This window comes from Bradyrhizobium sp. CCGUVB23 (assembly GCF_024199885.1).
In the GTDB taxonomy this organism is placed as follows: domain Bacteria; phylum Pseudomonadota; class Alphaproteobacteria; order Rhizobiales; family Xanthobacteraceae; genus Bradyrhizobium.
Window position 1 is genome coordinate 715,406 of sequence record NZ_JANADQ010000001.1, and the last position, 19,495, is coordinate 734,900.

General features: G+C 60.5%; 17 protein-coding genes and 4 pseudogenes. 15 read left to right on the forward strand and 6 right to left on the reverse strand.

All coding sequences use genetic code 11. From position 1 onward, the window contains the following. Nucleotides 1-8: 8 nt before the first annotated feature. Entirely contained in the window at nucleotides 9-2,822 is a 2,814-nt protein-coding gene (locus tag NLN62_RS03090; protein WP_254107331.1) for a hsp70 family protein, read from the forward strand. A 331-nt stretch (nucleotides 2,823-3,153) separates the two neighbouring features. Here the strand turns inward: NLN62_RS03090 and NLN62_RS03095 are convergent, their stop codons facing one another. From NLN62_RS03095 to puuE, 3 genes and pseudogenes are all read right to left on the reverse strand, one after another. Next, a complete protein-coding gene (locus tag NLN62_RS03095) occupies nucleotides 3,154-3,996 on the reverse strand; it encodes a bifunctional allantoicase/(S)-ureidoglycine aminohydrolase (RefSeq protein ID WP_254107332.1) in 843 nt (280 codons plus the stop codon). Between the two features lie 78 nt (nucleotides 3,997-4,074). Next, nucleotides 4,075-4,578: an ureidoglycolate lyase gene (locus NLN62_RS03100; RefSeq protein ID WP_027527140.1), complete on the reverse strand. Its 504-nt coding sequence runs from the start codon at nucleotides 4,576-4,578 to the stop codon at nucleotides 4,075-4,077. A gap of 42 nt (nucleotides 4,579-4,620) precedes the next feature. Continuing rightward, a pseudogene (gene puuE / locus NLN62_RS03105) lies at nucleotides 4,621-5,631 on the reverse strand (allantoinase PuuE); the annotation flags it as partial. A gap of 168 nt (nucleotides 5,632-5,799) precedes the next feature. Here puuE and NLN62_RS03110 point away from each other — a divergent pair. The 13 genes and pseudogenes from NLN62_RS03110 to NLN62_RS03175 all read left to right on the forward strand — a co-directional run bounded on the left by NLN62_RS03110 (nucleotide 5,800) and on the right by NLN62_RS03175 (nucleotide 16,467). Next, complete coding sequence (locus NLN62_RS03110; RefSeq protein WP_027527139.1) at nucleotides 5,800-6,990, forward strand: ABC transporter substrate-binding protein; 1,191 nt, start codon at nucleotides 5,800-5,802, stop codon at nucleotides 6,988-6,990. Nucleotides 6,991-7,113: 123 nt separating this feature from the next. Further along, the gene (locus NLN62_RS03115; RefSeq protein ID WP_027527138.1) at nucleotides 7,114-7,980 is read left to right on the forward strand and encodes a branched-chain amino acid ABC transporter permease; all 867 of its coding nucleotides are present in this window, start codon (nucleotides 7,114-7,116) and stop codon (nucleotides 7,978-7,980) included. A 2-nt stretch (nucleotides 7,981-7,982) separates the two neighbouring features. Then, a complete protein-coding gene (locus NLN62_RS03120; RefSeq protein ID WP_027527137.1) occupies nucleotides 7,983-8,960 on the forward strand; it encodes a branched-chain amino acid ABC transporter permease in 978 nt (325 codons plus the stop codon). A gap of 3 nt (nucleotides 8,961-8,963) precedes the next feature. Then, nucleotides 8,964-9,743, forward strand: coding sequence for an ABC transporter ATP-binding protein (locus tag NLN62_RS03125; protein ID WP_027527136.1), 780 nt, complete (start codon nucleotides 8,964-8,966; stop codon nucleotides 9,741-9,743). 3 nt (nucleotides 9,744-9,746) lie between these two features. Next, nucleotides 9,747-10,469, forward strand: a complete 723-nt coding sequence (locus tag NLN62_RS03130; RefSeq protein WP_027527135.1) for an ABC transporter ATP-binding protein — start codon at nucleotides 9,747-9,749, stop codon at nucleotides 10,467-10,469. Nucleotides 10,470-10,485: 16 nt separating this feature from the next. Next, nucleotides 10,486-11,289 carry an aspartate/glutamate racemase family protein gene (locus tag NLN62_RS03135; protein ID WP_084801759.1) on the forward strand — a complete coding sequence of 268 codons (804 nt, stop codon included), beginning with the start codon at nucleotides 10,486-10,488 and terminating at the stop codon, nucleotides 11,287-11,289. A gap of 72 nt (nucleotides 11,290-11,361) precedes the next feature. After that, a complete protein-coding gene (locus NLN62_RS03140; RefSeq protein WP_035664608.1) occupies nucleotides 11,362-12,075 on the forward strand; it encodes a GntR family transcriptional regulator in 714 nt (237 codons plus the stop codon). Between the two features lie 12 nt (nucleotides 12,076-12,087). Then, a pseudogene (locus tag NLN62_RS03145) lies at nucleotides 12,088-12,215 on the forward strand (SOS response-associated peptidase); the annotation flags it as partial. A 231-nt stretch (nucleotides 12,216-12,446) separates the two neighbouring features. After that, the gene (locus tag NLN62_RS03150; protein WP_254113329.1) at nucleotides 12,447-12,641 is read left to right on the forward strand and encodes a hypothetical protein; all 195 of its coding nucleotides are present in this window, start codon (nucleotides 12,447-12,449) and stop codon (nucleotides 12,639-12,641) included. Between the two features lie 35 nt (nucleotides 12,642-12,676). Further along, nucleotides 12,677-13,329 (forward strand): annotated as a pseudogene (locus NLN62_RS53250) (SOS response-associated peptidase). Between the two features lie 724 nt (nucleotides 13,330-14,053). After that, nucleotides 14,054-14,251: a hypothetical protein gene (locus NLN62_RS03165; protein ID WP_254107334.1), complete on the forward strand. Its 198-nt coding sequence runs from the start codon at nucleotides 14,054-14,056 to the stop codon at nucleotides 14,249-14,251. A 158-nt stretch (nucleotides 14,252-14,409) separates the two neighbouring features. Continuing rightward, nucleotides 14,410-15,579 carry an IS110 family transposase gene (locus NLN62_RS03170; protein ID WP_254107336.1) on the forward strand — a complete coding sequence of 390 codons (1,170 nt, stop codon included), beginning with the start codon at nucleotides 14,410-14,412 and terminating at the stop codon, nucleotides 15,577-15,579. Nucleotides 15,580-16,278: 699 nt separating this feature from the next. Further along, nucleotides 16,279-16,467, forward strand: a complete 189-nt coding sequence (locus NLN62_RS03175) for a hypothetical protein (protein ID WP_027527520.1) — start codon at nucleotides 16,279-16,281, stop codon at nucleotides 16,465-16,467. A 217-nt stretch (nucleotides 16,468-16,684) separates the two neighbouring features. Here the strand turns inward: NLN62_RS03175 and NLN62_RS03180 are convergent. Continuing rightward, nucleotides 16,685-16,846 (reverse strand): annotated as a pseudogene (locus NLN62_RS03180) (ABC transporter substrate binding protein); the annotation flags it as partial. A 92-nt stretch (nucleotides 16,847-16,938) separates the two neighbouring features. Here NLN62_RS03180 and NLN62_RS03185 point away from each other — a divergent pair. Next, nucleotides 16,939-17,878, forward strand: a protein-coding gene (locus NLN62_RS03185; RefSeq protein WP_371932905.1) for an IS630 family transposase whose coding sequence is annotated in 2 segments (ribosomal slippage) — nucleotides 16,939-17,274 and nucleotides 17,276-17,878 — 939 coding nt in all. Because the reading frame shifts where the segments join, the coding sequence is not laid out codon by codon here. Between the two features lie 236 nt (nucleotides 17,879-18,114). On the opposite strand, the gene NLN62_RS53255 is transcribed toward NLN62_RS03185, so the two are convergent. Next, nucleotides 18,115-18,342, reverse strand: a complete 228-nt coding sequence (locus NLN62_RS53255) for a helix-turn-helix transcriptional regulator (protein WP_371932906.1) — start codon at nucleotides 18,340-18,342, stop codon at nucleotides 18,115-18,117. 725 nt (nucleotides 18,343-19,067) lie between these two features. Further along, nucleotides 19,068-19,265, reverse strand: coding sequence for a hypothetical protein (locus NLN62_RS03190; RefSeq protein WP_084801853.1), 198 nt, complete (start codon nucleotides 19,263-19,265; stop codon nucleotides 19,068-19,070). Nucleotides 19,266-19,495 lie beyond the last annotated feature (230 nt).

Sequence of the window (19,495 nt, forward strand, 5' to 3'; positions counted from 1 at the left end):
GGTAATTCTTGACGAAAGACCGCGCCCGCTTCGCCATCGGTATTGATCTCGGCACGACCAACTCCGCACTCGCATTCGCTCCGCTGGTCGGCGAGGGGACGCCAGAAGTCCTTCTCGTCCCGCAATGGGAAGGCCTGGCGAGTCTGACCGAGAAGCCAACGCTACCTTCTTTCCTGTACCTGCCAGAGGAAGCGGTCGCAGCACACTTCCGCGGCGAGGAGGTCGGAGCCGGACAATGGATCGTCGGCCTTTTTGCACGCATAAAGGCAAGCGAAGCGCCCGGACGGGTCGTCCATTCCGCGAAGTCGTGGCTTTGTCATCACGCCGCCGACCGGTTGGCACCCTTTCTGCCATGGGGATCAACGGTTCTGGCACGTGAGCAGAAAATCTCGCCGGTACGGGCCTCGGCACTGATTCTGAACTATCTGCGGGGGATCTGGAACAGCCGGTTTGCCCAGGCCGGCTTTGCGTTCGATGATCAAGACATCACGGTTACCGTCCCGGCTTCCTTCGATGCGGCGGCGCAGCGACTGACGATTACTGCCGCAGAGGAAGCGGGCTTCCCCGGTGATGTGCGACTGCTCGAAGAGCCACAGGCTGCGTTCTATTGCTGGCTGGAAAGCCACGACCCAGCGCTCGAATTATGGCAGCGGCCCGACAACGGCGATGCCGGGCTGCGACACGTGTTGGTTATCGATATCGGCGGCGGAACGTCGGATTTCAGCATTTTTGAAGTTCGCGTGAACGAGCAAACGCCGGACCCTGACATCAGGCGTGTCGCGGTGAGCGAGCATACGCTGCTCGGCGGCGACAATATCGACCTTGCCGTCGCCCATTTCCTGGAGCCGCGGCTTGCTGAGGCGGGCGGCCGGCTTTCCGGCCCGCAATGGGATCAGCTCGTGGCCGCCTGCCGTCATCTGAAAGAGCTCGCGCTCGCCGCTACGGGACCGCCGGATGAGCGGTTCGTTGTTGCACTGGCCGGTCGCGGGTCGGGGATGGTCGGCGGCTCGCAGACAGCGACGGTGATGCGGGCGGAAATCGAGAGCCTATTGCTGGACGGATTTTTTCCCTTCTGCGACGCGGCGGCGCGGCCGTACCGGACACACGCGGCACTGAGGGAATGGGGGCTTCCTTATCCTCCCGACAGCGCGATAACCCGACACCTTGCCGAATTCCTCAACGATCGCCCGCGCATTGATGCCGTCCTGTTCAACGGCGGATCCGTCCGACCGCCGCTCCTGCGACAAAGACTCCGCGAGCAGATCAGAGGTTGGCAGGACGGCTTCGTACCCCGCGTTCTGGAGAACGAGGAGCCGGATCTGGCGGTGGCGCGCGGAGCCGCGCGATTTGGTGCCCTTCTCCACCACTGTTCGGGTCGCATCGCCGCGGGGGCCGCTGCTGCGATCTTTCTCGAAGTGGAGGGGATACAGGCAACGGATCGCCAGACTGTGCACCCGCCCCTTGTGTGCGTTCTTCCTCAGGGTGCAGCGCCGTCGCAGCTTTTTGAGATCACTGATCTTGGGCTTAAGCTCCGCACCGATCAGCTGGTGCGCTTCCAGGCTTATTCCTCAACCCGGAAGAGCGTCAGCCGGGCCGGAGACATCGTTTCCTGGTCCGAAGGCGAATTTCACGCGTTGCCCCCGCTCCAGACCATCGTCAGGACGGCTGAGCTATCCGGTCCGGAAGCGGGCGGGATGTTGTCCGTCGGTCTGACGGCGCGGATGAACGCATTGGGGTTGCTCCACATCTCGTGCGTCAGCGCCGATCCCGCCGTCCAGCAGTCCTGGCCGCTGGAATTCAACATGCGCGAGCACGTCCAAGGCGTCGCGGGCGCGCCCGGTGCGGGGCGGGCGCGGGAGGCAAACGCTCCGATTGAACCGAACGCTTCAGCGGACGCGCTGGAAACGGCACGCAGGCAGATCGGGATCGTGTTCACCCAGCCTGCCAATAACAACAAAAAGAACAAGATTACTGCTGCCACGATCCTCAAGGGTATGGAGCGCATCCTCGCGTCTGCCAGAGGTGAATGGAACGGGCCCCTGCTGCGCGCCCTTTGGCCTGCGCTTGAGGAGCGGCGGGACGACAGACGACGTTCCGCGGACCACGAAGAGGCTTGGCTCATCATGGCTGGATTCCTGCTGCGCCCGGGCTTCGGCGTTGTCCGGGACGACCTTCGTATCGATGCCCTGTGGCGGGTGCACGATGATGGCCCGTGTTTTCCTGGTCGGCGCATCAAGAGCCAAGAATACATCCTCTGGCGCCGGGTGGCGGGCGGGCTCACGCGCGAACGCCAGACCAGGCTTATGGCCGGAGAGATCGAGAGGATCCGCAGCGGCAGGGCGCCCGACGAACTCGTGCGTCTGGCTGGATCCCTGGAACTGATCCATCACGACACCAAGGCGGAACTGGTGCGTTGCCTCTGCGATATCGCGGTGACGCTTGTACGGGCTAAGCGGCACTGCGCTCCTTATCTTGCGGCGCTCGGGCTCCTGCTCAACCGCACTCCGCTCTACGCAGGGCCGGAGACTGTCGTCTCGCCCGATCTCGTCGAGCACGCGTATCAGGCTTTCCAGCGCTTCGATTGGACTACGCCGGAGTTGCTCGACCTGCAGATTCTGTTCCTCCGGGCCGCGCGCGTTGTCGACGATCGGAGTCTGGATCTACCCATGTCTTTGCGCGGCCTGATTGCAAGCAAACTGGAAAAATCCGGCGTTCCTGCGCTGCAGACCGCAAAAATCAAAGGTTTCGTTCCGATCGGACGATCCGATCGGGCCAGTCTATACGACGATTCACTCCCCCCTGGTCTGATCCTGATCGAATAGACACTTAGAACAGGAGTCGCGGCACAAGTCGGTCATCCCAATCAACGCTCTTATTAAGAACGAACTAGGCCGCGATCCGCAAGCCATCGGCGTTGTGAACCGAATGGGCGTGGTGATCATAGACCCGTTCGCCGGCCGAGACATTTCGAAAAGACAGATCGAGATCTATTGTCAAGCCGCGTCCTCAGACCTTGACTGCCTTCGATCGATTTTCGATCAGGGCGTAGGTTGAACCCCTCGGATGAAACGCCGGTCTCAGCGTCCCGAGCGCTTCAGCCCAACCTCAATCCATCCCATGAACTCCCGGTGCATACGCCGTTGCGATCGCCCCTTACGGCGCTATTGGTCGCAAGGCCCGCAGATCCATATGCCGATTCACGTCCTTGTAGAGGAGATAGCGGAATCGTCCGGGGCCACCGGCGTAGCACGCCTGGGGACAAAAAGCACGGAGCCACATGTAGTCTCCGGCTTCGACCTCGACCCAGTCCTGGTTGAGCCGATAGACCGCCTTGCCTTCGAGAACATAGAGCCCGTGCTCCATAACATGCGTCTCTTCAAATGGGATCGACGCGCCAGGCTCGAAAGTGACGATGGTGATGTGCATGTCATGCCTGACATCCGAAGGCTCGACGAAGCGCGTAGTCGCCCACCGCCCTTCCGTGTCCGGCATGGGCGTTGGCGCGATCGAGCTTTCGTTGGTGACGATCGCCTCCGGCGCCGCGAGGCCTGGCACGCTCTGATATAGCTTCCGGATCCAGTGAAATTGCACCGAATTGGAGCTGCGATTCTTCACGCTCCAGCGGCACTTGGGAGGAAGATATACAAAGCCTCCGGGCTCCAAAACATGCTCTGCCCCGTCGAGTGTCAAAGTCAACTTGCCTCCAACGACGAACAGCGCGCCTTCCGCTTCCTTATCTGGCTCCGGACGTTCACTTCCTCCACCCGACGCTACATCGATCAAGTAGTGGGAGAAGGTTTCTGCAAAACCGGACAAAGGCCGAGCCAGCACCCAAACGCGGGCATTATCCCAGTAAGGAAGGTAGCTGGCGACGATGTCGCGTATTACGCCTTTGGGTATCACCGCATAGGCGTCCGTAAACACCGCGCGACCGGTCAAAAGCTTGGTCTGGGCTGGATGTCCTCCTGCTTGCACGTGATAGATTTGAGACCGCATTCTTATGCCTCTTAAAGATGATTGGTGCGGACGTTCGCCGAGGTGTTAGCCCTGCTTCGTCGTGTTGCCCAAACGTGTTTACGCTGCTCTATCGGGCACGACACGCAGCCAGCTTGCTTCTTCAAGCCACATTTCTTCGAGGTTAGCCTCCGGCCCCTTTCTATCGACAACAACGAACGGGCTGGCGTCCCGGGCGACCAGCAGAGGATGGTGCCAGCAGTTGCGCGCGTAGTTCACGCCCTGCCGTCCCGACGCAACAAACGCCCGATAGCTCGAAAGATCGTGCGGATCTGTGCACACGACCACGAACCAAGGCATATCGTTCAATGGGATGAACAACTGGCTGCCGAGGGGATGACGCTCCATGAGCCTGATGACGATCGGAGTTGGTCTTGTTGCACCGATGAACAGGCTTACGTTGACGTCCCCGCCTTCCGAGGCAACATCAATCCTGGCCAGATCGTCGTAGCGCCGGGCAAATCCCTCGTTGATCAGCTTCGGTGTCACGTCGTCTGTCTCGATGACTTCACCGAAGGGCGCAAATTCTGCCTTTGTCAGCGCCACGACCGGAAGAGTTAACATCGTTCGACTCCGGTGACTACGTTATGGCAATTCGCTTGCGCCATTGCCGAACACCTCGGCAACAAGAGCGGGGCCCATGCGCCCGCGCACGTAGCCACCCTCGGGTGGATGATGGCGGATCCAATGGCGCGCAATGTCGAGCCGCGTCGCCACCCAGACATCGGTGTGGCCCTGCACATAGTCCAGAAAACGCGCAAGCGCCGCGGCGCGGCCGGGTCGGCCGACCAGGCGACAGTGCAGCCCCACCGACATCATGCCGGCATCGCCTGCACCGCCTTCGGCGTAGAGCACGTCGAACGAATCCTTGAGGTAGCTGAAGAACTGATCGCCGCTGTTGAAACCCTGCGGCGTCGCAAAGCGCATGTCGTTGGCGTCTAACGTATACGGAACAATCAGTTGCTGACGACCTGCAATGAGTTGCCAATAGGGCAGCTCATCCGCGTAGGCATCGGCAAGATAAAGAAAGCCGCCTTCCAGCGCGCCAAGGGCCAGCGTGTTCACCGAGGTACGCCCCTGGTAGAGACCAAGCGGACGTACGCCAGCCACCGCCGTGTGAATCCGCACCGCCTCGTCGAGATCTGCACGTTCCGCTTCCAGCGTATGGTTGCGATAGTCGATCCATTTTAGGCCATGGCTAGCGATCTCCCAGCCGGCCTCGTTCATCGCCGCCACCGCCCGCGGATTGCGTGCCATGGCGGAGGCAACGCCATAGACCGTGACCGACATGTTACGTTCAGTGAACATCCGCCACAGCCGCCAAAATCCCACGCGTGAGCCGTATTCGTAGATCGACTCCATGTTGACGTGCCGTTGCCCTGGCCACGGCTGCGCGCCGACGATCTCCGAGAGAAAAGCTTCCGATGCAGCATCGCCATGCAGGACGCAGTTCTCACCGCCTTCCTCATAATTGATGACAAATTGCAGCGCGACGCGAGCCTCGCGAGGCCACGCTGGCTGAGGCCGGCTGCAGCCATAGCCGATGAGATCGCGCGGATAATCCTGCTCAATGTCAAACAAGCGGCTCAGCTCCCAACGTTGAACGAGACGCTTCATCCATGGCGCCCCTCGCGAGCATTGTATACTACAGCTGGCCTAAATTGTTCACAAAATATATTTAGATTGTTGACAATCGTGAGGCGGACGCGTTTGATCAGCCCAAGACCTGCGACGGGGTGGTCCCGTAATGTCGGGCGTTGACTCATTCAGCGGAGGAGACGTGTGATGATCAGGAAGTATTCTGCTGTGCAATCGGCTCTGATTGGAGCCTCACTGCTGGGCTTGATGGCGACCGGCGCGCAGGCGGCAAACACCGAATTGAAGATCGGCTTCGTCGGCGTGACCAGCGGTCCCGCCGCGGCCTGGGGCACCTCGAACGTACGCTCGATGCAGACGCTTGCGGCGCAATGGAACGAGGCCGGTGGCGTCAAGATTGGCGATCGCACCTACGACATCAAGATCGTCACCTTCGATGACCAGAAAGATCCCAAGCGCGCCATTGCCGGCATGGAGAAGATGGCCCAGGAAGGCATCCACTATGTGGTGGGGCCGAATGTCGACGACGGCGCTGCCGCGGTACGCCCCGTCGCGGAAGCTAAGGGCATAATCTATTTCCCTTACGCCTTCCCGAAGGCGCTCTACACAAAGCCCGCCGCTAATGCGGTGCTCGGCATGGTCGCAAACTATCAATCGGGCCCGGCGATCTACAAATATCTGCACGACAAAAGGAACGTGAAGACGATCGCCTTCGTCGCAGCTAATGAATCCGATCCGCTCAGTCAACGCGACGGCGGCGTCGCGGCGGCCAACGCGCTTGGCCTCCAAGTGGTCGCCGACAAGGACACCTACCAGAACGACACACGCGACTTCACACCGGTGCTGACGCCGATCGTCAAGCTGAAGCCCGATCTCTTGGTGCTGTCCGGCGTCTCCCCGGCCAACGCGCCACTCTTGATCCGCGCCGCGCGCGAACTCGGCTATCAGGGCCTGCTCTCAACCGAAACTGCGCAGGATGCCAAGGTGCTCGAGGAAGGCGCGGGCGAACTTGCCAACGGCTTCATCTCGGTCGGCGGCGCTTCGACCCCAGAGATCCGCTCCAAGGCGATGGACGACTTCATCGCCCGCTATACGAAAATGTTCGGCGAATACAACGATGAGTCGAACACCAAGGTATACGCCCTCCAATACATCATCGATACTCTGAAGGCGAACCCCAAAGCGATCGACGATATCGCCGAGTACAAGAAAACCATTGACGGATTTTCGGCACCCAACCCCTACGTCAAGGGCGACAAGATGCTTCACTACGTCGGCACCACCTCTTTCGGCCAGAAGCGTCAACTCGCCGTGCCACTCGTCGTCACGGAATACAAGAACGGAAAGTTCGAAACGCTGTTCGTCGCCGACGTCGATTGACACCTCTGACCGGGTGCGGGCGACGGCAGCCTAAGGCTGGCGTCGTTCGCCCCTCCCCTTGCCGCGGCGGACGCGAGCCGCAGCGCGCAACGGATTGCGCGCGCTCCTCGAACGGGACTGCACATGACACAGGTCATCGTGAACGGCCTTTACCTCGGCGCACAATACGCCCTGATCGCGCTCGGCCTGACGCTGATCTTCGCGCTGATGAACGTGCTGAACTTTGCGCATGGCCAGATGTACGTGTTCGGCGGCTTCATCACCTATACGGTCTACGGCCAACTGCACCTGCCGTTCGTGGTGGCGCTTGCCTGTTCGGGCGTGACGCTGGCGATCATCGGCGCCCTGTTCGAGCGGTTTCTATTCCGCACCGTGATCCGGCGTAGCGTGCGCGACGAGAGCACTATGCTGCTCGCCGCCGGTACAGCCTTTTTCCTCGATGCAGTAATCCTGCTGCTGTTTGGCGAGAAGCAGCGCGGCGTGCCGAAGATCGTCAACGGTGTGCTCAACGTCGACTGGCTGATCATCCCTTATGATAAGATCATCGTCGGCGTCATTGCTCTGGTGTTGATCGCGAGCTTTATGGCTTACATGCAGTTCAGCCGTCCCGGACGGGCGATGCGGGCGCTGGCCCAGGACCGCGTCGCGGCGCAGCTAATGGGCGTCAATGTCGATCGCTATTCCATGATCGGATTCGCGCTTGGCGCGATGCTGGCCGGCGTGGTCGGCGGCTTGCTGGTCGCTATTACCGGCGTCAACTCCGGCATCGGCGGGCCGATCTCGATCAAGGCCTTCCTGATGGTGATGATCGGCGGCGCCGGCGTGGTCGGCGGCGCCATCGCCGGCGGCTTCATTCTCGGCATGCTGGAGTCGGTGGGTCTGTCGGTATTGCATGCCTACGGCGACGTCACTTATCTGGTGATCTTCGCCGCCTTGATGGTGTTCCTGAGTATCCGTCCCAACGGGCTCATGGGCAAACCATGGGGCTGACAATGACGAGCACCGCATCCAAAGTCTCGGCCCTGGCGCTGTTTTTGGTCGTCGCCTTCGTCCTCGTGCCCTGGCTCATCGCGGTCAGTGGCCGCAGCGACCTCTATTATACCCTGACCTCTGTCGCGCTTCTGAGCATCGCCAGCGCAGGCGTGTGGCTAACCTTCTTCATCGGCCGCATCAACATCGGCCAGGGCGCCTATGCGCTGCTCGGCGGCTACGTTTCGGCGATCCTCGTCACGGCCGGTGGCGTCTCGTTCTGGCTTAGCTTACCGCTTGCCGGACTGCTTTGCGCTGGCATCAGCGTCCTGATCGGGTTGCCGATCCTGCGGCTGCGCGGCGTTTATTTCGCGATGGTGACGCTTGTCCTGACGGAGGTGGCGCGGCTCGCGGCGCTGGCCGTGCCGCTGACCAACGGCGCCAAAGGCATCACCGACATCCCGCCTCCAGGCGCAATCCGCCTGTTCGGCCTCACGCTACTGCCGGATTTTGCAACACTGGCCAACCCGCGTCAGGCGTTCTATTTCGTAACGGTGGCGCTGATGGTACTGGTATTCGCAGGCGTCTATCGTCTGGTACATTCTCGCATCGGGCAACTCTGCCTGTCGCTTCAGCAAAATGAAGAGCTGGCCTCCTCAATCGGCGTCAACGTCGCCGCGTTGCGTATCATTGCCTATGCGATTTCCTCGTTCCTCGGCGGCATTGGCGGCGCTATGTTTGTCGCCATCGCGCAATCGATCTATCCGTCGAGCTTCGCCGTCGCCGACTCCGTAAATTTCATGCTGAACTGTTTCCTCGGCGGTTTGGGGTACGTGATGGGCCCCTTGGTCGGCACCTTCGTGTTGTATTTCGGTTGGGATTTCCTGTTCAGGACGGGTGAGTTCCAGTTGCTGATCTATTCCATGGTGCTGATCGCGCTGATGCTGGTGCTACCCAACGGCATTCTCAGCCTATTTGCGCCGCGGCGGAAGGAGAGCTGAGCCGTGGCCGAGTTGCTTGAGGTCAAATCTCTAACCAAACGCTTCGGCGGCCTCGTCGCCGTGAATGGAATCTCCTTCTCCGTGCGCGAGGGCGAGATCCTTTCGGTGATTGGGCCGAACGGCGCCGGCAAGTCGACCCTGTTCAAGCTGATCGCCTCGTTCATGCGACCGAGCGATGGCGAAGTGCTTTTGCGCGGCAACCGCATCTCCGGTCTGGCCCCTCACGTCGTGGCGCGTGCCGGCGTCGTACGCACCTTCCAGGAAACCACCATATTCAAGACTATGAGCGTGCGCGACAACGTCATCATCGCCCACCATTTGCGTTCGCGCGCCAGCTTGCTCGGGTTCTACACCGGTTCGACAAGCGCGCGCGCCGACGAGCGCGAGTTTGCCCGCTCTGCCGATGAGATCCTGGATTTTCTCGGTCTGCGCGCGATCGCGGGACAGTTAGCCAACACCCTGCCGCAAGGCCATCTACGTGCGCTAGGCATAGCCATCGGACTTGCCACTAACCCTAAAATCCTACTGCTCGACGAGCCCTTTGCCGGCATGAACCATGATGAAACGCGACGTGCCGTCCAGCTGGTGCGCGCGGTACGCGATCGCGACGTTACCATCCTCTTGGTGGAGCATGATATGCCCGCCGTCATGAAGATTTCCGACCGCATTGTCGTGCTGAATTTCGGCGAGAAGATCGCGGAAGGAACGCCAACGGAGATCCAGCAAAACCCGCGTGTGATCGAGGCCTATCTCGGCAGCGCCGACGAATCGATCGGGATGTAGTCGATGGAGCCGCTTCTCACCTTCTCCGGGGTCGAACTTTATTACGATCAGGTTTACGCCTTGCGAAACGTCTCGCTCGAGGTCAACGAGGGCGAGACCGTGGCGCTGATCGGCGCCAACGGCGCGGGAAAGACCTCGATTTTGCGAGCCATCACCGGCCTTCGCAAGATCCGCAAGGGCGAAATTCGGTTTCGCGGCCAACGCATCGATGGCCGCCCGCCCGACGAGCTAGTGAAGATGGGTATCGCGATGGTTCCGGAGGGCCGCCGATCGTTTCCGCTGATGTCAGTGAAGGACAATCTCCTGATGGGGGCTTTCACCCGCCACGACAAGGCCGAAGTCGCCAACACGCTCGAGGCGGTACTCACGCGCTTTCCGCGGCTACGCGAACGCTATAGCCAGGCGGCGGGAACTATGAGCGGCGGCGAGCAGCAGATGCTAGTAATCGGCCGCGCACTAATGAGCCGGCCGACGCTGCTGCTGCTCGACGAGCCCTCACTCGGCATTGCCCCGAAACTGGTGCAGGACATTGCGCGATCGATCGTCGCCATCAATCGCGACGAGCAGGTCAGCGTGCTGCTAGTCGAGCAGAATTCGCGCATCGCGCTCAAGATATCCGCCCGCGCCTATGCGCTCTCGACCGGAGCCGTCGCGCTCTCCGGGCCTTCGGCTGAGCTACTCAACGATGAACGCATCAAAACCCTCTATCTTGGCGGAGAATTGTGAGCCCAGGTAAACACTTATGCGCATTCTGGTCATCAATCCCAACACTACCGCATCAATGACGCAAAAGATCGGCGTGGCGGCGCAAGCGGCCGCCGCTTCCGGCACCGCGATCCAGGCTATCAATCCGACATACGGTCCGCCGAGCATCGAAGGTTACTATGACGAAGTATTCTCGATTCCAGGCCTGCTAGCGCAGATACACGCCGCGCCAGATGTGGATGCCTATGTAATCGCCTGTTTCGACGACACTGGGCTGGATGCGGCGCGCTGCCTCACCGCCGCACCGGTCATCGGCATCGGCGAGGCCGCTTTCCACATCGCCAGCCTGCTGGCAGGTCGTTTCAGCGTTGTGACGACGTTGTCGCGCTCGGTCTCAGCAATCGAGCACAACCTCACCAAATACGGCTTGGCCGGCCGCTGCGCGCGGGTACGAGCATCGGAAATACCAGTGCTCGATCTCGAGATTCCCGGCTCGGACGCACGCCAACGGATCTCGGCCGAGATCGCCAAGGCCGTGGTCGAGGACCGAGCCGAAGCGATCGTGCTGGGCTGCGCCGGCATGGCCGATCTCGCTGCCGAGCTATCGCGCGAGCACAGCCTTCCCGTCGTCGACGGCGTCGGCGCGGCGGTGAAACTCGCTGAAGGCCTGGTGAGCCTCGGCCACAAGACATCAAAGCGTGGCGGCTATGCCGCGCCGCGGGTCAAGCCTTATGATGGCCTGTTTGCCGCGTTCGCGCCGGAAGCTCCGCAGCCACAGCATGCGCCGGACATGACGTCCCGCCCGCTCGCCACTTCACCTGCAGGTAAGCACGCGATATGATGACGGTGAAAACGCGTGCACAAATCCAATCGCACCTTGCACCGTCGCTATCTCCGTCCAGCTTCTGAGGCCATGCACACGACCGAAGACCGACAGACCTACTCCTTGAAACCAGCGGCGCGGTGGTCCGCGACCTACACCCGTCTGCGGGATGCGATCTTTGCCCATCGGCTGGCGCCCGGCACCAAGTTGCCCGAAGACGAACTGGCCTCGATCTACGCGGTGAGCCGTACTGTGATCCGGTCCGCGCTGCAGGCGCTCGCGCACGATCGCCTCGTGCGCCTGGAGCCGAACCGCGGCGCCTTCGTGGCACAACCCTCGCAGACCGAAGCCCGCGAGATCTTCGAAATGCGCATGCTGGTCGAGGCGCGCGCGGCAGCGCTTGCCGCCGCGCGCGCTACGGCCGACGACGTGGCGCGGCTGCGCGCCCATCTCGATCAGGAGCACGAAGCGGTGCGTGAAGGACGCGACAGTGACGCGCTGATGCTGTCAGCCAATTTTCATGTTGAGGTCTCGAAGATCGCGTCGCAGTCGATCCTGTGCGAGATCGTCGCCGACCTCGTCACGCGCTCATCGCTAATAATCGCATTGTACTGGATCCGGCGCGACACCATCTGTGCAAGCCATGCCCATCATCATCTGGTCGACGCCATCGCCCGCCACGACACCGACGTCGCAGCCGAGCTGATGACAAGTCATCTAGCCGATCTGCTGACAGGACTGGATCTGACGCCGCGACAGCGCGACGAAAAGAGCCTGACCGACATTCTGATTCAGGATGCTTAGCGTCCGTTCCACGTGGTCAATGGCTACGTCGGCAATTTGCAGCCGATGCCGGGCGTCTTTCCCGACTATCCGGCTCCCGTGATCCGCAACACGGTTGCCGGAAGCAGATGACGCTGATGCGCTGGGGCATGCCGCCGTCGCGGCACACTGGCGGCCCGCCGGTCACGATATCCGCGGCCTCGTTGCATCGCCTAGGCCGACCAATCTGTCCGGAAGCGTATCAGCTCGATCCCAATCCGGAACGCGGTGAAGCAGAAAGCGGCGAGCGTTGCAGAATTACAACCCGCGCGGCCCTTATAGATATTAGTCTGGTCCGTCTAGGACCGAAACTTATTTCATGTCTATTCCAATGTAATCAGCGGGGGCGAAAGGTGTTTGATGTCTATCGCAATGATAAGCGCGAGTTGCTCGTTCTAAGCAAAGGCTCTGCGATACCGACGCTCAGCTCCAGACATAAGTGGCGGAAGAGCAGAAAAAGAGTTTTCAGAGTTAGCGACGAGATCAGGTCGGCCGTTCAGGGACAAGGGTATTACGTCCGTAGTTTGCGGACTACCAGGAAGGGATGACCTAGGTCGAGTACGTCGGCGGGCCGCTGACCTACATGTGCAACCTCTACAGCATCACCACCAACCAAGCCGCCATCCTCGCGCTCTTCCGCGTGGTCAATCGCTACGTCGGCAACTTGCAGCCGATGCCCGGCGTCTTCCCGGACTACCCGGCCTCTGTGATCCGCAACAGGGAGGCTGGCACCGAGATGACGCTGATGCGCTGGGGCATGCCACCGCCGCCGCGCACAGGCGGCCCTCCAGTCACCAACATCCGCAACACGTCATCTCCTCATTGGCGCGGCTGGTTGAAGCCAGAGAACCGCTGCCTCGTCCCCTTCGACAGCTTCGCCGAGTACGCGCCTGAGGCGAACCCTGAGACAAAGAAGAAGGATGTCGTCTGGTTTGCCTGAACGATGACCGACCGCTTACGGCCTTCGCAGGCATCTGGACTGAGTTCAAGGGACGAAGTCCAAGCCGATCCCCGGGGCCGCACCTCGTGTATGGCTTCCTGACGACTACGCCAAATGCGGTGATTGAGCCGATCCATCCGAAGGCCATGCCGGTAATCCTGACGACTGATGAAGAGCGCGATGTCTGGATGCGCGCGCCGTGGGATGAGGCGAAGGCGCTGCAACGGTCGTTGCCGGATGAGACGCTCAGGATCGTGATGCGCGGGGCGGATAAGGAAGATCGGGCGGCGGCGTAGGCACGACTGAACGAGGTTGCCTACAGCATTGTTCGATGAACGCGAAAGCGGTCGCCCTGGGCTGATCGGCAACTCGATTCTGCTCGCCGACATCACCCGGCGGCCAATGCATTTCGAGTTACGCCGCCTATTAGCCACCAGACCGCATCAAAAACGGATCTACGGACAGAGCTAATCGGTCCGCCACTTGCGTGACGGCCGGCGTGGACTGCTTTCCGGGCGGCAGCGAGCCGAGAGTGGTCAGCCCGGTACAAGCGGCAAGAACAGCTATCGCAATCGCAGCGAGATATTCGGTCCTCATAGCGATAGTCCCCTTCATCGCCCCATGAATTAACCGGGCACTCTCAGAAACAGTTCCCGAGTACTGTTCGTGTATCAGTTGGCCCCGAGTGCATGGCTGCGATCGCTTAGCGGTCTAGCGGATGCGTCGACGCCGCATTCCGGGTTCCTCGTCCGAAGGAACATCGTGTCACGATCAGAGAGATCAAAGGAACGAAAAGCGCCTGCCAGGCTTTAGAAAAACATGAGACCGTCGCTCGCCGGTACTAACACGGCGCATGTCGCGGATAGCCAAAGGTCGTTGCCAGCGACCCGCTGCTCTGAATACAAGCGCTCGCGCAGATAGCCAAAAGCGGCGGTCTCCAGTTCCTCTGAAGGGCCAGCCTGCCCCGGTTGGGTGCGGGGGCGGGGCGGAGGCGGTGCCGTTATTGCCAAAGGCTCCGCTATGCGCAACCGCATCGACATTGACTACGTGCACAGCCGGGCCATCGTTCGAGAGATCGGCGAGAGACTACGCGCGTCGCTGAAACCAGAGCCGAAATTGCCAGCGCGCCTCAAAACGCAGATCGACCGGCTCTGCGAATTGGAGCGCTCACCGTCAATCGCTCCGGAAGCGGAGCATTGGAAAACACCTCGCCGTTGAGCCGCCGCCTTTAAGGCAAAACTCAGGGGGCGCTCAGGTAATCAAGCGTGGAGCAGTGGGCGGCAAAAGCATTGGATCAAGATGCTATGGGGCGGGGCGGACGGCGAGGGTTTGTGGCACGCTCGGCGCTCTGTCCAAAGACACCAAAGGAGCGCCACATGTCGCAACCTTTTGAGGCGAGCAGATCCCTCACCGCCCTCGAGCAGGATAGCACGATCATCGCCGTAATCGAGATGGCTCAATCGAAGTGGTTGGCAGCCGCGGTTGTTCCTGGCATCAAACGCCAGCCGCTCAAAAGGCTCGATGCGGATGCGGAGTCGCTGTTGAAGCTCTTGCATCGTTGGCGCAAGGAGGCTGACCAGGCCGGGCATCCGATAAGGCGCGTCGTTGTCGCCTATGAGGCCGGACGCGATGGCTTTTGGCTGGCCCGCTGGCTGCGCATCCGCAGTGTTGAGGCTCATGTGATCCACCCTAATAGCATTGCGGTGCCACGCGAACATCGACGCGCAAAGACAGATCGCCTCGATACGGAACTGCTGCTGCGCGCCTTACTTGGATGGCTGCGCGGAGAGAAGCGTCACTGCAGCATGGTCGCGATCCCAACGATCGAAGAGGAGGATGCCAAACGGCCGAACCGTGAGCGAGACAGCCTCGTCACTGAGCAGACGCGGATCGGAAACCAAATCAAGGCGATCCTCACCCGCTTTGGCATTCGTAGGTTTCGGCTGAAATTGCGCAAAGCCGAGCAACAACTCAAAGAGCTGCACTCGGCGGAAGGATCACTTTTGCCGGAAAACACCCGTGCAGAGCTGTTTCGTCACCTCGCACGTCTGCACATGGTGCGTGAGCAAATCCGAGCGATCGAGAAAGCACGCCTGCAGAAGCTCGAAGCTGACCGCGATAAAAAGAAAAGCCCACACGCAATGGTCCATCTTATCGCACGGGTCGTCGGCATCGGCGTTGAGACCGCAGACATGCTGGTTAACGAGGTCTTCTCGCGCCAGTTCCGCGACCGTAAGGCGGTCGCTCGCTACGCCGGTCTTACCGGCTCCCCGGACGAGAGCGGCAAACGCCGGCGTGAGAAGGGTCTTGCCCGCGCCGGTAACGCTCGCGTCCGCACCGGTATGATTCGATTGGCGTGGCGTTGTCTGAGGTTCCAAGAGGGCAGCGCCCTGGCTCAATGGTTTCAAACCCGAACGGCCGACGGGCGCGGTAACACGCGCAAGACCATGATCGTTGCGTTGGCGCGCAAGCTGCTCATTGCACTCTGGCGTCTCGTTACAACAGGCGAAATGTCGGACGGCATTGTCCTGCGTCCTGCGTCATAACCGATAACTTCGAAGGGGAAAGGAGATCAGATAACAGCACGACAGTTTTGGCGGGCCGTGGAGGTGTGGTCTGCCGATGACGATCCGAGGCGGTGGTGATTCGCTTTTCACAATGGCTTTCAAGCCGCGATCAAGGATGGACCCGCCGCCCCGGAGCTCGCCGCCGATGCGCATGATTGCATCATGGTGCGATCCTCGAAGGGTCGACCGAATACAAGGCTGCGGCGCGATCAGCGCCTGATAACGAGCTCGCCTCGGATTTTGTCGCCGGTGCCAATGCCGCTGTACACGTGACGTCATGCTTACGGGTAAGACGACGCCAACGGCGTGTGAAGATGAAGATCGTGAACTTCGCCGCCAGGCCATTCTTGGAATGGCGCATTATCGCTCGGCACGCGCTTTCGCCGTCAATCCCGCGCGCCAAAAGGCGTGCCCCTTGCGGGCTGCGGGGATTGACCGCTCAGCGCGGCCAAGCAAAGGGGGGCCCTTCATGCCGAGAATGGAAGGAAGCGCCTTGCTGACACCCAAGCAACCGGAGGGACTCGACAAGTGGATAGAGAGCAGCGTGTGAGGAAGTTTACCCTTGACAAGGAAAGCCCCATACAAGGTGAAGAACCGGGGCATCCGGCGTGGAGTGAGTGCTTGACGCATTCGCATGATCACTTTAACCCGGCGACCGATCACGCCGGAGAACATCAAGTGGCAAAAAAGACAAAAAAGACGAAGAGCAAGCGCAAAGAGTACACCAAGGACGATATCAAGCTGCTCAAGGCACATTCCAAGGCTCGCACCCCAGTGGCCAAACTCTCGAAGCTGATGAAGCGCTCCGAGGGCTCGTTGAGACAGAAGGCTGGCAGCCTTGGAATTGGACTAGGCCATCAGCGTTAAGCGAAAAGGCCCCGGCGTGCTCACTCGCCGGGGACTTTCTCCATCAAAGGCCGGGTACATCCGCCGAACCATCCGATCTGTCCCTGATTACGGCATCTAATCTGGGACGTGATGTGGCAGCGGTGCGGCGAACTCGGCCCCAACTCCATGGCACCCGCGTGCCGGGCGGAGGAGCCGTCCACAGCATCAGAAGCAGACTATGCAGTGCAACACGCAGCTACTCGATCACTTCGTCTGCAAGGGCGAGCAACGAGGGCGGTACGGTGAGACCGAGCGCATTCGCGGTCTTACGATTGATGACGAGGTCGAACTTTGTCGGCAGCTCGACGGGTAGGTCAGACGGCCTTGCGCCTTTGAGGATCTTATCGACGTAGCCGCCTAAAGCGGGATGGGGTTAGGTTGAATCGATTTGGGATTCCCAAATCAGGCTGTTTCTGATTCACCATGCTGGCTGGGCGGAGGCCAGCATGGATGGGCAAGCCTTATTCTCTGGATCTTCGCAAGCGTGTCGTGGCCGCGATCGAGGGCGGGATGTCCCGCAATCAGGCAGCCAAGCAGTTTGGGGTCGCGATCAGCACGGCAATTGGCTGGATGAAGCGGGTCGATGAGACCGGCAGCGTTGCTCCGGGCCAGATGGGCGGTCACAAGCCGAAGGCGGTTTCGGGAGACCACGCGGTCTGGCTGTCGCAACGGATCAAGGACGGCGATTTCACCATACGCGGGCTCGTTGCCGAGCTTGCCGGACGCGGTCTGAAGATCGACTACCACTCGGTGTGGGACTTCGTGCATGCCGAGAAGCTCAGCTTCAAAAAAAAGCGTGGCGGCTGGCGAACGCGATCGTCCCGAGGTCGCGCGGCGGCGAGCCCAGTGGGCAAAGTATCAAGGTCGCGTCGAAGCTGAGCGGCTGGTCTTTATCGACGAGACCTGGACCAGGACCGACATGGCTCCGCTGCGGGGATGGGCCCCACGCGGGCACAGACTTCCGGCCAAGGTTCCTCACGGACGCTGGAAGACCATGACCTTCCTGGCCGCCTTGCGCCATGACCGGATCGATGCGCCATGGTTCATCGAGGGACCAATCGATGGCGTAAGCTTTCGGACTTATGTCGAGAAGGTTCTTCTGCCGACCCTTCGCCCTGGCGATATCGTGGTCATGGACAATCTCGGCAGCCACAAAAGCAAGCTCGTGCGCCAGCTCATTCGCTCCGCCGGCGCCAAACTGTTCTTCCTGCCAAAATACTCGCCCGACCTGAACCCGATCGAACAGGTCTTTGCCAAGCTCAAACATCTGCTCCGAAAGGCCGCCGCCCGAACCGTCGATACGGTCTGCGCCGCCATCGGTGAAGTTCTGACGGCATTCACCCCTGGAGAATGCGCGAACTACCTCGAAAATTCAGGCTATCGAACCTAATGCCATCACGCTTTAGACGAAGAAAGGTATCCGCTATATCGGGGCCGTATGAAATCAATCCGCCATTGGTGGCGAATAGGCGGAATAGATAAATCGCGGGTAAACGGTGCTCCGCCGCCCCGGTCCTCGTGTCGTTGGCGGCGCTGGGCTTCCTTGTGCTTGTCGCCAGCGTGGTTGCGTTCGCAATCCTTTAGACTGCGCGTCTGCCCGCCACTGCAGCGCTCGCGGCACCGGCCTCAGGTCACGCCGCGATAGGTGCTCCAACTCGCCAGCCGCTCGGTTGCATCGGCGATCTCAGCTGGCGCGCTGACGCCCAACTTGGTGAGCAAGCGGGCACGCTGTTCTGAGATTTGCTTCGCGGTGCCACCAAGTCGCTCGGCAATCTGAGCATCCGTTTTCCCGGCGGCCAAGCGCCTCAGGAGTTGCTTCTCGCGTGGACTGAGCGGCAGGTTCCTCATGGCCATTTGTCTGGATCGAGGCCCGCACAGTATGTCGCGCCAGCGTCCGGCGCAAACTGCACGTCGCGCCTTGTCCCAATGGCCCCTCCCAATGGCCCCGCGCTCCCGGCGCGCTGTTTCCTACGGCTTTGTCCCCTGACGCCATATGACTCACGCGCCGCCGCTCCCGGTGCGCTGACGATGGATGTGAACATCATGACGTGCTGCGATGCCGCGCGCGAGGCGTGTTCTATTCCGTTGCCGCGAAGTCGATGCCTGCTGGTGTCTCGGCTGCGTGGTGACTGAGCTTTATCTCCTTCACAACCACACCAAGCACGATAGCTGCCATCACTATAACCAGCGGTCGAAGTTCTTCTCGACAAAGCATGCGGGATTAACGTGCGTCGCTTTCATTCAGTTCCCCTAATCTGGCTCGCTCGGCCAGCATTGCCTTAACGAAATTCGGTCGTCCCGTCGAAAACACTGGTGCGTTCCGCTCGTACCAATGATCGCAACTGTGGGCGCTCGTGCCTCACGATACTCCACGTAAAGCTGACCAGTGACCAGCATCACGCCAGCCCAGACCAGAGCAAGCATTGCAAGTACCAACTGCTGGGTGTCGTTCACGAGCGCCACAAGTCCCCTGCGTCATCAAGGTGAGCGCGGTTATGCTAAAGGCCCGACGCTGCACGAGAGCGGCACCTATGTGCGGCTCTTGAAGGCAGAGGGCGCCAACTGAGGCGGCCTTGCTTTTAGATGGGCGGCTTAAGGCCTGGCGAATTTAACCATTCATCGATACGGGCGGTGATGTCGGCCTCGTGGGCTTTCTTCAAAAGGTCCTCACGCTCCCTACCCGATGGAAGTTGTTCTGCCTTTTCTCTTGCTAGCCGGGCTTCCTTGATTAGTCGTTCTCCCAGCGCTTTGTCTGGTTTGAACCGCAGGCGTTTCACGATCTCCTCCCGTCATGAAAATCGCACCACTCTAAAACACTTTGGAAGCGCAGACGTTCGGCGGGGAACATTCTAGGCATTCGCTCCACTTTTGGATTTCGGTTCCATGGCAAAACCGGAATTGGGGCAGAATTGCTAACGGTATTCATCCGGAGTCTACTTGGCATTTAGATACCGATAGTTTGGTGCCGCCGGGGCTGGCATTTCATCCCGAACAAGATTGCAACCGG